Below are 13,050 nucleotides of genomic sequence, written 5' to 3'. Positions count from 1 at the left end.
CTATGAGCCGGGTTCCGTCATTGTCGAGATCAACTGCTTTTTGTCCTCCCTCGAGAACATACTCCCCTTTATAAACGAGCGATTGGCCAGCAAGATCGAGAAATGGTGGGCTACTGACGCTGCGAGTCTCGGCTCCACTCGCGGCTTTGAACGGAATAAACCCGATGCGTGCGTAACAGTACCGGTGCTCTTTGCATAAGATAATGTTTCCATCTCCGATAAATTCAACATATGAAAAAAAGCGATTTTTTGCGTTCCCCATTTGAGCTGCGACAGGAAGTCAACGATCATGCGCTTGGCGATCTCAGATTCCGTAGGCACTGTGCCTGTTACCGAATTCGAATTGACCAGAACCGCATGACTCTCCGAATCGGCCCACTGCTTGGAAGCGATTCCAAAAGCCTGATCTATACGCTGGAATTCGCGCGGATCTGGCTGGTAACCATGCAGCGAGAGCTTATCAAAATAGGACGCTCCACCCAAGCTGAGCAGCTCTTTATAAAAGTTCAAATAGTTGCGTCCTGCGAGTCCCCCAATCCATACATCTGAATCCGGCTGCTCCTCTTTAATTGTCTGATACGCAGTTTTCAACAGCTCAACGAAACGTTCCGTCGAATCCAGCCAAAACCCGCTCAACCCTGGCAAGTTTGGCTCATTCCATACTTCCCACGTCTTAATCCGAGTATCGTACCGGGTAACGACGGCACGAACAAAATCTTCCCAGTCCTTCATATCCACAGGAGCATAAGCGGAATATGCCGGGACACTGATATTCACCTGCGTTTGCTCGGGATGCGGCGATGCCCACTGCGGCGTGTATAACAGATTTCCAATCAGATCGAAGCCGTAACTTGACAGCTTGTTAATTTGCTCATCGAATCTCGACCAATTATAAACACCGCGGGACGGTTCAATCGCCCAGCTCGTATCACGAACTGCGTTCCCCATGGCACTGCATGAATCCGCGCAAAGTGAAATCCCACTAAATCAGCCAGTTTCATGGCATTCTCGCCTTCCGAAAGCTGGTAGCTAAAGCCCATAGTCGGCCACCTTTGCGATATTGGCTTCGTTGGACCCTGACTTACTACCAATGAATACCGCTCACGCGAAAACGTAGTCAGATCCGTCTGTGAATATGTATATTTAACGGGCAAATCCGTTAAATCCGTAGAACCGTTCTGTTGATACGCAAAAGCAATTTCGTAATACCCCGGCTCCGAAGGCGTCCAGCTCCAGCCTTGATCGAGAAACGTCTGTCTCGATACAGGCACTTGTGCAATCAATTTATTATCAGAATTGTAAACGCTACCAAATATAGATTTAGCGGAACTCGGTACTGCTCCGGCGTTCAATTGATAGACTACGGGGTCCCCCAGATTCCACCAGCTTGCAAATTTATTGGATTTCAAAGTAAAAACAACGGGTCCCAGCGATTGGTTCGACGCTTCCGCCTTCACATCATCGAAGTAAAGTTTGCCGATTGCCGGTGTCGCAGCATTTATGCTGGTGGTCGTCAAATTCAGCACAAGCGTGTTGGTGCCTGCCGGAAATTGGCCTCGATCCACGGTAAACGATACCTCCGTCCAATCTGCCAGCGACAACCCCTCCGTCTTATCCGTCGTGTAGGACCCTAAGAACGTCCCGTTGTTCTGGAAGGAAACCCAAAACCGCGGTTTATTGCCCGAATAATCGGGGGACGCCTTCAGCTTAGCAGTAATTCGAAACGATGTCATATTCGAAGGGAGCGTTATAGGACTCGACACCCACCCCGCGTAACCCGTGCTGACACTGTTGATAAACACCGAGCGCTGACCGCTGCTTTTTTCATCCTCTGTATAATTCGCCGCCGAAGCCGGTAGATTGTTCGAGGGTCCGTTCCACCACCAAGTTTTCCAATCTTTTGGGCTGTTAACGCCATTCGTCACTGTCAATGTCTCGAAGCCCGGATTCGAAACTGGCAGCTGCTGTACAACCGGAATCGGTTCATCCGACGCTTCTACCATTACATCATCGTAGTAAATTTTGCCGCTTGCTGGTGTCGCAGCATTTATGCTGGTTGTCGACAGGTTCAATACAAGCGTGTTTGTGCCAGCAGGAAATTGGCTGCGATCCACGGTAAACGACACCTCCGTCCAATCGCCAAGCGACAATCCCTCCGTCTGGTCCGTCGTGTAGGACCCCAAAAAATTCCCATTGTTCTGGAAGGAAACCCAAAACCGCGGTTTGTTTCCCGCATAATCTTGCGAAGTCTTCAGTTTCGCAGTAATCCGAAACGAGATCATATCCGAAGGGAGCGTTATGGGGCTCGATACCCACCCCGCGAATCCCGTGCTGACACTGCTGATAAATACGGAGCGCTGCCCTCCGCTTTTCTCATTCTCCGTATAATTCGCTGCCGCAATCGGCGGATTGTTGACGGGCCCGCTCCACCACCACGTCTTCCAGTCTTTCGGACTGTAAACGCCGTTCGCTACAGTCAGCGTCTCGAATCCTGGATTCGAGACCGGCAGCTGCTGTATAACCGCCGCATGAGCGGCGCGTGCTCCAATTACCATAAAAAATAATAGCCCCAAAACACAAACAAATTTCTTATACTTCCCCATAATACCCCTCCTCATATTCGTGTAAGGATAAAATTCGTGCAAGGATAACGTAAAGCTGAGGACCGCAAATTGTATAACGGCCCCCATCCTTTGTTAAATGCGCGTTGCTTATTTCTTCATTTGCGCTTGTTTCGCAACGGTCTCCCATAAATCTTTCAACATGAAACTGCTGTCCTTACTGGTTTTATACCACTCGATGATGAAGTCGTCCATTTGTTTGCCGCCCGCTTTATCCCATGCAGTCTGAACGTCCTTGTAGGCTTGATCAGCAGAATATTTGTCCCCGCTTATGACTGCTTTCAACCACGTATCGGTAATTTGCTTTTTGACGGTGTTAAATGACGGTTGCAAATCCTTGGGGAAAGTCGGTATAAGCTCTTGCAAGGTGACGAAACGGTATTTTTTAGTCGAATCGAGATATAAGGCCCCGGCTTTGTTGAACATGTCAAGTCCGGCTTTTTGTTCCGGAATCTCAGGATTGAATTGATTTTGTATGAACGCACACTTCCCGAGCAGCAAACGGGAATAGAAATGAGCGTAGTCGTCCGCCCAGCTAACTTCTGCTTTACTTTTATTCGGGTCGATGATTTGCGGACATCCGTTTGCATCCTTCTTATAATGCGTGCCTTCCACTCCGAAAAGCAGGCTGGTACCCGTCGAGACACGATCCATATAGTCGATATATTTGATCGCTGCAACCGGGTCTTTGGTCTTTGCATTGATCGCAGTTGTCATTTGCACTGGACTTGTTACGTCCGGAATAAATTCACCTACTGGACTTTTTGGCAGTGCGATAGGGATCACATCGGCATCTGGGACAGCCTTTTTCAAGGTTTGTATATCCGTTACTGTCGATTCGAACCAACTTCCTACAAAAGTCGGGTAAATACCCGTCTTGCCATTCAAAAAGTCTTGTTTGGCCTTTGCTCCATTTTTGTCATTCACGAAGTCTTTATCGATTATCCCCTCATCAAACAAGCGTTTTTTGAATTCAGTCGCCAATCTCGCATTTTCAAATGCACGGCTCGGTTGATCGTTTACAAGACCATACAGCTCAACAGGGTTCCCGAACATCATATCGATCGCAAACTCCGAACGAAAACTCAATGCCATTCCGTATGTGTCCTTCTTTCCGTTGCCGTCAGGGTCTTGCTCCGCAAACGCTTTTGCTACTTTATACAAATCCTCGGTCGTTTTCGGAACGTCCAGATTTAATTTTTTCAACCAATCTGCACGAACGAAGACCGCATAACTTGGAACTGATTCCAGTACCCGTCCAACTTTGTACATATTCCCGTCGGGACTGGTCGCTACTTTCTTCAATGCGGGATAATCCTGAAGAACCTTCTTGTATTCAACGCTGTTCTTTTCGATCAGGTCGTTTAGCGGCATAAGCTGTTTCTGATCGATGAGCGGGTTTAGTATATTCGGATCAAACTCGTTAATAATATCAGGCGCCGATCCCGAGGCAAACAGTACATTGAATTTTTGAGCCGCCTCGTTGCGCGGAATTGGAACATATTTGACATTCGCAGGGCCATTTTCATTAATAAACTTTGACCAACGATTATCTTCTAATGTTCCTTCTGCAGCAGGAATTTTTCCGCGGTCATAAACCGATACGGATATATCGCCTTTCTTGGCTGGCGTTGTTGATGCTGTTGGAGTTGTTGAATTAGCAGAGGAACTCGGTTGTACGGTAGCTTTCGTACTGCATGCCGTTAGAACCATTGAAGTCGATAATGCCATCGTTAGTGATGTCGCAAACCATTTTTTCATGTTTGATAACCCCTTTTAAAATTTGTTATTTGTTATTCGTTTGCTTAAGCTTACCTCATCGGATCTTTAAGAACCACATTTCCCTTTGTAGCACCACCTCCTTATCGCCATCATCTCCTATCCTTTCACAGAACCAAGCATAACGCCTTTGACAAAGTATTTTTGCAAAAATGGATAAACCACCAACATCGGGGTAATCAGGACGATCACGCCTGCAGCTTTAATTCCTTCCTCCACCACATGAACCTGATCGTCAGGCTGCACTATCGAGGATTGCTGCAGCACGCTCTGACTTTGAATCATTTGCTGTACGAGCACGGTTAAGTTTTGCTTATCGGTATCGTTGATGTAAATCAGCATACTAAAAAAAATATTCCAGTACGCAACACCATAAAAAAGCGTTAATGTCGCGAGAACAGGCATAGAAATGGGCAATACAACTTGAAGTAGAAGACGTACTTCGCTGCAGCCATCCATTCGTGCCGCATCGTCAATTTCAGACGGGATGTTCTCGAAGTACGTGCGTAGAAGCAACATGTTATACGTACTTACTAAACCAGGTAACCAAAGAGCCCAATAGGTGTTAACTAGTCCCAAACTTTGAATAACCAGGAAAGTAGGGATAATGCCTCCTGTAAAGATCATCGTAAAGATCATCCAAAGCGTAAAAAAACGTCGTGCATAAAAGTTGGGACGCGATAAAGGATATGCGGCCATAATTGTGGTGAGCATACTTAACGTAATACCTACGAACGTGATCACAGCACTGTTGCTGAATGAGCGGATGAGCGGTGTTCCCTTGATCAAAACATTAAACGTATCCCAGGTGAAGCCGATGGGCCACAGATTTACTTTCCCAGTTTCGACGGCGGACGAACTGCTAATGGAAAGCGCAATTAAATGAAGAAGTGGAAACAAGCTTGAGCAGGCAATTAAGGCTAATACAATATAATTTATGATGTAGAAGATTTTATCTCCATTGGATGCACGCATCTCGATTCCTCCTTTCTAAAATAGACCCTGCTGAAAGCGACGTGCAATCCAATTGACAGAGAGCAGTAGAATTAAAGCAACGACTGATTCAAACATGCCCATTGCTGTAGTTAAGCTAAATTGCGCACCTTGCAGTCCAACGCGATAAATATACGTGCTGATGACATCCGAAACGTCGTTCACCGCAGCATTTTTTAAGACGTAAATGGGGTCGAATCCGACTTCCATCACGCGCCCCATAGAAAGAATAAAGACCAAAATGATGGTCGGCGCAATTCCGGGAATCGTAATATGAATAATCTGTTTCCATTTATTAGCACCATCCATACTTGCTGATTCGTAAAGCGACGGGTCGATTGTCGTCATTGCCGCCAAATAGATGATGGCACTGAAACCCATATCCTTCCATATTCCCGCACTAACAAAGATGGTGATCCATGATTTGATATTGTATAAGAATGGAAATGGTTCCATCTTAAAAAGGGTCATCAAATGACTTAACCAGCTTCCTTCGATTCCGAAAATACTAAAGACGATCCCACCGACAATAATCCATGAATAAAAGTAAGGTAAATAAACAAGCGTTTGAACGATCTTCTTGAACCACATTTTTCTCACTTCGTTCAAAAGAATAGCTAATAGAATCGGAAACGGAAACCCCACGAATATGTTTAGACTGCTAAGTAGAAGCGTGTTTCGGATAATTTTTAATGTATTTGCGTCATTGAACAGCTTTTGAAAATGTTCAAATCCAACCCAAGGACTGTGAAACAACCCATCAAAAAAGTTATAATCTTTAAAAGCAATGATCAGTCCAGCCATTGGCACGTATTTGAAAATTAAGTAAAATAAAATGACGGGTATGAACATAAGGAGAAGTGGAATATTCTCCCTTAATCTCTTCATGTCGACTCCCCTTCGGTCTATTGCTTTCATATCGTTCCCTCTTTCTTTGTTGTAGCCTGCGATCTAACTGTACAACTGAAAAGTGAGGTAGAACAATCGTTCATTTTCCCTCGATCAACAATATTCTCAAATAAAAAAAGAACCGTCATCCCTGGCTTTTTCTCCAGTGAATCCGATTCTATCGCAATCCAAATCCTATGAATCAACAAAAAAACACCAATCAACAAAGTTCATCTTTATGATTTCACTTGAGCAGTCTTCCGAAAGTCTCCTGGTGTTTGACCAACCAGCTTTTTAAATGATCGAATAAACGTGTTCGGATGCAGATATCCAATTTTGACCGTAATCTCTTGTATGGAATGCTCGGTATGAACCAGAAGCTCTTTAGCGTGCTCCGTACGAATTCGCGTCAAATAATCAATAAAATTTTCCCCAATTTCTTCTTTAAACGTACGACTGATGCTTTTCATTTGCACATGAAACACATCACTTAAATGAAGCAATGATAGATCCGGATTCTGGTAATGTTCCTCCATATACAATTTAATTTTGCGGATAAGCATATAATTGCTGCTCATCTCACGCAACGTCGCGATTGCTTCTGTTGTTTCCGTAAGAACATTTCTCAACATATGCTGTAGTTCGTCCACAGTGTCCCAGTCGTCTACCGCTTTTTGCAGTTTATCCTGCACGCCGTTTGCCCATATTTTTTGCACATCCGCTGGTAGGTCCGTAAACTCCTTATCAAGAAAAAATATCATATAGTTCATTAGGTTGTCCAATTCCTTACGTGCATACAGACCAGCTCGTACGCCATCGAAAAGTTGTGCGAAGCTGCCCTGCCAATCGCCTTCCCCCGTTCGTAATGAAAAGGCAAGCGCGCGGATATATTCGAGCAGATCGAGCGACTGCTGCTTACCCTCAGGATTAATCTCCCAATAACAAATCACGCTATCCTCACCTAGCGAAGGTTTATATTGAAGTGCTTCCAAGGCTTCGACATAGGCATAATGTACAAGCTCTATGCGATCGACTCCTGAACCTATGCCCATTGTAATATTAAAATCAAGGTAGGTCTTCACCCATTGCATCATGTCATTCGCTATTTCACTCGCGATCTGCTCGGGCTTACTCTCAGGCGAAACTTTCTGGACCAAGTGCAGCAAAGTCAATTGATCCTTGGACGTCCACTCGATCCATATGGTTACATTTCGGCCAATTGCGATTTCCTTTACTACGCTACACAAAACGAATTTAAGCAAATTTTGATCATGATCTGAATAAAGACTAGCGAATTTACTGTATTTATTAATTTCGAGCACACTTACACATAACGAGTCAAAATCGCAAGGCATTCCGAGACTCTCCATCTCCTGTTGCCACTCTTCATACTTCAAGGGGCGATTCCCTTCCATCCATTCGAAAAAGAAATGCTTTCGCTTAAAAACCAAATCTTCCTCATGCTGCTTCTGATAGGCATTTGACTGCTCCATCAAATTCACCAAGGCGGTATCGATGAACTTAAATTCATCATGATTGCCTTTACGGAACAGTTCGGCGCTTTTTTGCTGGGAGAACAATTGGATACGCTGTATGATCGTTTCTACAGGCTTATAGTTCCGTCGAGTAACCACAACAATCCATAAAACGCCGATAAAAAAGAAAATGATACATATGAATATCCAATATTTGGATATTGCAGAGACAAGGCGAAACAAATTACCATTCGCCACACTGCTGGAAATGGCCCATTCGGAATAATCGGAGTGCATCTCCGTCATTAGGGGATCGTTTCCATGAATATCACCATAAATAGGCGTACCCTCGCGGTCATGAAGGCTGATATGATTGGAGTTTTCCGTCGTTAGTGTTTGAACGAAGCGGACAATCGCTTGAAGCTGCACATTGACAACAATTAGACCGTCATTACCGGAATTTAATGGGACATATCGCACTAAGGATACGAAATCGGTAGAATCGCCTTGCTCCGTGTAACCTTTCCGAACATTTGTCCAAAGACGATTTAGCCCAGACTGCTTCAATGCTTCCACAATCAATTGTTTATCGTTAAATACAGCCAGCTTGGAAACGGAATATGGTGTCTGCACCGTGTCATCCGATAGCCTGTATAAATAGATCGAATCGATGAGAGGCATTGTTGCCATGAGACTATTCACTTTTAAAGACGACAAATAGCCCGAATAATAGCGATCGTTCTGCAAGGCAGGATTAAAAAACCCAATAGCGTATCATCGCTAGCGATCTCATTCGTGATCGTGTTATCCATCAGCTTCAGCTGATTGTCAACAGATTGGAGCACTTGCTTGGTGAAAATTTCATTCGATTCAACAGCGGTTTTTCGCGACAATTCACTGAAGGCCATCAACAAGATAAACATAAGAAGAGGTACAATAAAAAGGAAAATCGTGACATAGGAGAACAGGAGACGACGAAACCATGTCTTGTTCAGCGAGATATTCTTTATCATCGTTTGCTCTCCTTTTCTCAAATATTTTTGTGGTCAGTGTCGGATCACCCGTACTTGTTGCGGGAAATCCTGGGCCCACTGTCCATGGTTGTAAGCAAGGCGAATCAATCCGGAAGGGACGCGGACTTGCAGCGTAAAATGCTCCCATTGTGCCGGAATTTTTGGTGAAAAGGAAATTTCCTTCCACCCGGGTTTGGCTGGCTTCAGTCCGATGATTTCCTCGATCAGCAAAGGTACCGGAGCGCTTGCCCAAGGGTGACAAAGACTCGTATTCCACTTTTGTTCTTTCCCCCAGGCCTCAAAACAAGTCGTAGCGCCTTCTTTCACCATATTTCCCCAAGAACGTTCTTCTTCGGAGCTCATAAGCTCGTACATCAACGAATGTTCTCCAACGCTCGCCAAAGCTTTTAGGACAAAGTAGGAAAAGTACACACCGCACGAAAATCTTTTCTCGCGAATCTGATTCACGATGAATGGAACGGATTCAGCCGGAGCCAGATTAAAAAGCAATGGCAGCACATTGGCGTGCAGCGCATGATGCCCGCTTCCCTCTGCGTCTGTAAATAACCGATGGGTCGGATCATAAAAAACTTCATTGAATCGTTTCTTTAACCGCGGGAGATCATCCTCATAAGAAATCCCAAGCAAATCACGCAGCTCATTTACCGCTTGCATGCAGCCGAGATAAAATGCATTAACCACGTTATGGCAGCCAGGACCTACCGGCTTCGTGAGCGCATAATCGTATTCGTCGCGCAGCTCCATTGGCCAATCGACCAAATTCCATTTATCGGTAACTTCGTGCAACAATCCGTCGCCTCGATCGAAAGCTTGAAAATGACGAAGAAGCTGCTCCGCATACGGATACATGTCCCGCAAAAAGGTGATATCCCCGCTGTATCGATAATATTCCAGCAGCTGCATGGGCCACTGAAGCGAAAAGTCAGCAATTTCCTGCATAAAGTGTCCCGGAACTACGGACATGAGACCCGGGCAGGTGGAGGAACTCAGAGCAAACTGCTCAATCGCCTTACGGTACAGCCGCAGATCGCCGCTAAGGAGCATGTGAGAGTGCCCGATTATGGTATTATCACCCAAATATTGTCCTTTCTCACGGGTCGGACAGTCTACAAAGTTTTCTTGGGAACCATACTTGACTCCATTTTTACATATTTGAAAAATTTGGTTCATCAATTCATCCGAGCTTTGAAAACGACAGCTTTCTTCATTAAAAGGATAGTGTCTGACGACCGCTTGGAACGAATCGGGACGTATCGCTTGTTCGGGGCCAAACACTTCCACGTATCGAAAGCCTTTGTAATCATAACAATCCAATGTATCGCCGTTCCCAGATAACGTCCAGCGCTCCTGATAAGTGCAGTTGCAGCGCATAATAAATCTTACCGCTTGTCCATCTGCTTCCAATTCTTCCCCGCAGCGAATTTCGATTTCCGTTCCCGCTTCTCCATCCGCACGCATGGTAAACTGACCCGTAATTTCCTCTCCAAAATCAATCAAATAATGCCCGGGAGCCTTTCTTTCTACCGTTTGCGGTTTTTTCTCATAAACCGATAAGACCGGTGTCGGCTGCTCTATAAGCGAATAGTCCGCTTGATCATTCGTCTGGACGGGAAGCCATGCGGAGTCATCAAAGGAAAGATCCTTCCAGCCTTTTTCCGACTTTCGGGCATCGATATGCTCTATAAATTGAGTGGAGTAGCCAAAAGTGTCCCCTTTTATGTATTCTTCTGCCCGTTTTGCTCGCCAAGTCTCATCGGTTTTTACGAGAACACGATCGCCCATTTTCAGCTCTGCGATAAGCCCCTGCCTGTAATCGCCGCTATTATATGCCCGATTAACCAAGCCTTGGTAATACACGTGGACAGCGATGACATTGTTCCCCGTTTGGAGAAAGGGACTAACATCGATCCGATTGTAATAGTAGTGGCCGGCATCATTTTGAGCCGGACCTTGAACGACAAAACGACCATTTAGATAGAGTTTGTAGTAATCGTCTGCCGTGATGTCCATATAAAGGGAAACGGTTTCAAGATCAATAGACTCTAGATTAAATGTGTTCCTCACAAGCCAATGATGATGCTGCAAATCTTCACGATGCGTCTCTGATTCAGACGTGTGCATTTCTTTATGATATAAATCTAATTTTTCTATCGATCCAAATGGGGCATCAGTTATCCAACGTGCTTGCCAAAGCTTAGACAATCTCATCTCTCCTCTAAAGTTGAATTCGAATACTTGTAGTTTAACAGATAATCTAAACATCTCAAATAGCCATAACAAGCAAGCCGCTTTTAACAAACTATGCAAAAATACTACCTTTCGTTTGAACATAAGGAGCAGTGGAATATTCTCCCTTGATCTTTTTCTTTGAAGTAACCTGCGATCCAACTGTACAACTGAAAGGTGAGCTTTAACAATCGTTCATTTTCCCTCGATCAACAAAATTCACAAATAAAAAAAGAACCGTCATCCCTGGCTTTTTCTCCAGTGAATCCAATTCTACGGCAATCTAAATCATATGAATCAACAACAAAAAAAGTTCATCTTTATGGCTTCAATTGGCAGTCTTCCGAAAATCCCCTGGGGTTTGACCAACCAGCTTTTTAAATAATCGAATGAACGTGTTCGGATGCAGATATCCAATTCTGACCGTGCGTATAGGCATATAATTGCTGCTCATCTCACGCAACATCGCGATTGCTTCTGACGGCAGTCGCCAGCCGGATATTGTTCCCAAATAAGTTGCACCTTTTTAACCATTGGATAATTATTCAGAAGTAACTGTTATAATATGGTATAATTTTTAAAAAGGAGGTTGCTAAATGCAACAAATTTCTGATTATTTGTTTATGGGATCCTTATTTCTACTCATAATAACTTTGCTTTTTAAAGGTGTAGGCTCAAGAGGAGCCTCTAATCCTTCTGGAAACATCGATTTACAAATGCAACAAAATCATAGAAATGATTTGAAAAAACAGGATACAATTATCAAAAGTATATTGAAATCTTATTTCGTATGGATCTCAACTGTCGGCATACTTATTTCTATATTTTTGTCGAAAATATGAGAGCTCTTCAAAAATGAATTAATATCCCCCGTTTATAACTAACTCCCGTTAACGTAACGAGGCTGCCGATTATTCATGGCAGCCTCGTTGTTTGAACACTACCAATAATGGAAATAGTTTTCCTTACCGTTGCCTCAACAGCTATCATAATTATTAGGATTGTAATTTTTGAGTACCACTTTTTTGATAAATCATTATCATCCAGCTTATCAGTTTACGAAACACATAAGAAAGATACCATGCCCCGATAAAAACTATAAAAAACCCAATAAATGTGTATAAATTATATCCCCAGATTGAACCAGGTGCTTCATTGAAATATTTGTATGAACTCAGTAAAAATGGATGAGTTAAATAGATACCAAATGAGTAACTACTAATCGAATTAAGCCAACGAATTGGCGCATATGAATTATTTAACAATAAGTGCCCTAGCCAAAGAAAGGATACCCCAATTCCAACTGAATATAAAAGAACTGAAATATCATACCATGGTGAATTTTCAAAAAGTAAATTAGAATAGTGACTTGCTATTAGCAATCCGACATAGGTTATGCCTGAAATAAAAGTGATAAACAATATCCATATGATATTTCTTTCCGTCCACGATTTGAAGATTACGTAGTTAATACCGAGATAACCTCCAATTAAAAAGTAAGCGAAATATGTAGGTGACAATAAGCCATCCGCTGCCCCACATCTGCTTGTTCGGGAAATAGTCCCTTACCCAGAACAATCTGGCCAACAAACATCATTGGGCGGTTATCCCGCCTGCACTTAGAGGCCAATGTGGCTCTGTCAACCATACCGGCTGTCCGCCAATCTTCATCACGGGGGTTGTGATCGGCTTTGAGACACGGTTTATACTTTCGATTACAGATTTGGTTATCATAAACTCCGCCCTTCCACATGATTTGGTATCCACTTACGATTTGGAAACGATATCCTGAGCACATAGTACGGCATTCGTAAATATAAATTGACCAAAGTTACTATCCTCACGTGTACTAATCACGTACAAATCTACTGAATCTGAACTGTCATAGGGTTGAATCGGTCCATCCCCACTCTTGTCGTTAACCAGATTATACAAGCTTCCTCGCTATCTACTATTGGTTTGTTAAATTGAAAACCAGACGATACTTCTAGTAAGTTGAAGCGGAGGTATGGTTTATGGAAGAATATGAGAACG

The 13,050-nt window shown here is 43.7% G+C and carries 13 protein-coding genes; 1 reads left to right on the top strand and 12 read right to left on the bottom strand.

The genetic code is table 11. The features are described 5' to 3' along the window. From FU659_RS29760 to FU659_RS29720, 9 genes are all read right to left on the bottom strand, one after another. Positions 1 to 948, bottom strand: a complete 948-nt coding sequence (locus FU659_RS29760; protein ID WP_147950893.1) for a beta-galactosidase — start codon at positions 946 to 948, stop codon at positions 1 to 3. Beyond that, positions 834 to 2,603, bottom strand: coding sequence for a hypothetical protein (locus tag FU659_RS29755; protein WP_147950892.1), 1,770 nt, complete (start codon positions 2,601 to 2,603; stop codon positions 834 to 836). The genes FU659_RS29760 and FU659_RS29755 overlap by 115 nt, the downstream gene beginning before the upstream one ends. A 108-nt stretch (positions 2,604 to 2,711) precedes the next feature. Continuing rightward, the gene (locus FU659_RS29750) at positions 2,712 to 4,382 is read right to left on the bottom strand and encodes an extracellular solute-binding protein (RefSeq protein ID WP_147950891.1); all 1,671 of its coding nucleotides are present in this window, start codon (positions 4,380 to 4,382) and stop codon (positions 2,712 to 2,714) included. Positions 4,383 to 4,499: 117 nt separating this feature from the next. Continuing rightward, positions 4,500 to 5,375, bottom strand: a complete 876-nt coding sequence (locus tag FU659_RS29745) for a carbohydrate ABC transporter permease (RefSeq protein ID WP_147950890.1) — start codon at positions 5,373 to 5,375, stop codon at positions 4,500 to 4,502. A 15-nt stretch (positions 5,376 to 5,390) separates the two neighbouring features. Beyond that, positions 5,391 to 6,311, bottom strand: coding sequence for an ABC transporter permease (locus FU659_RS29740; protein ID WP_261808138.1), 921 nt, complete (start codon positions 6,309 to 6,311; stop codon positions 5,391 to 5,393). A 206-nt stretch (positions 6,312 to 6,517) separates the two neighbouring features. Beyond that, positions 6,518 to 8,446: a helix-turn-helix domain-containing protein gene (locus FU659_RS29735; RefSeq protein ID WP_147950889.1), complete on the bottom strand. Its 1,929-nt coding sequence runs from the start codon at positions 8,444 to 8,446 to the stop codon at positions 6,518 to 6,520. Positions 8,447 to 8,460: 14 nt separating this feature from the next. Next, the gene (locus FU659_RS29730; RefSeq protein WP_147950888.1) at positions 8,461 to 8,769 is read right to left on the bottom strand and encodes a hypothetical protein; all 309 of its coding nucleotides are present in this window, start codon (positions 8,767 to 8,769) and stop codon (positions 8,461 to 8,463) included. A gap of 33 nt (positions 8,770 to 8,802) precedes the next feature. Beyond that, the gene (locus tag FU659_RS29725; RefSeq protein ID WP_147950887.1) at positions 8,803 to 10,992 is read right to left on the bottom strand and encodes a family 78 glycoside hydrolase catalytic domain; all 2,190 of its coding nucleotides are present in this window, start codon (positions 10,990 to 10,992) and stop codon (positions 8,803 to 8,805) included. Positions 10,993 to 11,344: 352 nt separating this feature from the next. Next, entirely contained in the window at positions 11,345 to 11,527 is a 183-nt protein-coding gene (locus FU659_RS29720) for an AraC family transcriptional regulator (protein WP_147950886.1), read from the bottom strand. Between the two features lie 85 nt (positions 11,528 to 11,612). Here FU659_RS29720 and FU659_RS29715 point away from each other — a divergent pair, with 85 nt between their 5' ends. Further along, positions 11,613 to 11,858, top strand: coding sequence for a hypothetical protein (locus tag FU659_RS29715; RefSeq protein ID WP_147950885.1), 246 nt, complete (start codon positions 11,613 to 11,615; stop codon positions 11,856 to 11,858). Positions 11,859 to 12,011: 153 nt separating this feature from the next. Here the strand turns inward: FU659_RS29715 and FU659_RS39085 are convergent, their stop codons facing one another. The 3 genes from FU659_RS39085 to FU659_RS29705 all read right to left on the bottom strand — a co-directional run bounded on the left by FU659_RS39085 (position 12,012) and on the right by FU659_RS29705 (position 12,951). Then, complete coding sequence (locus tag FU659_RS39085) at positions 12,012 to 12,536, bottom strand: acyltransferase family protein (protein WP_187274489.1); 525 nt, start codon at positions 12,534 to 12,536, stop codon at positions 12,012 to 12,014. A gap of 73 nt (positions 12,537 to 12,609) precedes the next feature. Beyond that, the gene (locus FU659_RS35960) at positions 12,610 to 12,750 is read right to left on the bottom strand and encodes a hypothetical protein (RefSeq protein WP_187274488.1); all 141 of its coding nucleotides are present in this window, start codon (positions 12,748 to 12,750) and stop codon (positions 12,610 to 12,612) included. A gap of 33 nt (positions 12,751 to 12,783) precedes the next feature. After that, positions 12,784 to 12,951 carry a MepB family protein gene (locus tag FU659_RS29705; protein WP_147950884.1) on the bottom strand — a complete coding sequence of 56 codons (168 nt, stop codon included), beginning with the start codon at positions 12,949 to 12,951 and terminating at the stop codon, positions 12,784 to 12,786. Between the last annotated feature and the right edge of the window lie 99 nt (positions 12,952 to 13,050).

Source organism: Paenibacillus sp. N3.4, from assembly GCF_008017805.1.
GTDB lineage: Bacteria > Bacillota > Bacilli > Paenibacillales > NBRC-103111 > Paenibacillus_E.
The sequence above is the reverse complement of the archived record's forward strand: the minus strand, read 5'-3'. Positions and strand labels throughout refer to the sequence as shown.

Excerpts from the sequence above, each read along its gene's own strand:
- FU659_RS29730 (WP_147950888.1), bottom strand. The coding sequence starts at position 8,769 with ATGATAAAGAATATCTCGCTGAACAAGACATGGTTTCGTCGTCTCCTG.
- FU659_RS29760 (WP_147950893.1), bottom strand. The coding sequence starts at position 948 with ATGGGGAACGCAGTTCGTGATACGAGCTGGGCGATTGAACCGTCCCGC.
- FU659_RS29745 (WP_147950890.1), bottom strand. The coding sequence starts at position 5,375 with ATGCGTGCATCCAATGGAGATAAAATCTTCTACATCATAAATTATATT.
- FU659_RS35960 (WP_187274488.1), bottom strand. The coding sequence starts at position 12,750 with ATGATAACCAAATCTGTAATCGAAAGTATAAACCGTGTCTCAAAGCCG.
- FU659_RS29755 (WP_147950892.1), bottom strand. The coding sequence starts at position 2,603 with ATGGGGAAGTATAAGAAATTTGTTTGTGTTTTGGGGCTATTATTTTTT.
- FU659_RS29740 (WP_261808138.1), bottom strand. The coding sequence starts at position 6,311 with ATGAAAGCAATAGACCGAAGGGGAGTCGACATGAAGAGATTAAGGGAG.
- FU659_RS29750 (WP_147950891.1), bottom strand. The coding sequence starts at position 4,382 with ATGAAAAAATGGTTTGCGACATCACTAACGATGGCATTATCGACTTCA.
- FU659_RS29715 (WP_147950885.1), top strand. The coding sequence starts at position 11,613 with ATGCAACAAATTTCTGATTATTTGTTTATGGGATCCTTATTTCTACTC.
- FU659_RS29735 (WP_147950889.1), bottom strand. The coding sequence starts at position 8,446 with ATGGCAACAATGCCTCTCATCGATTCGATCTATTTATACAGGCTATCG.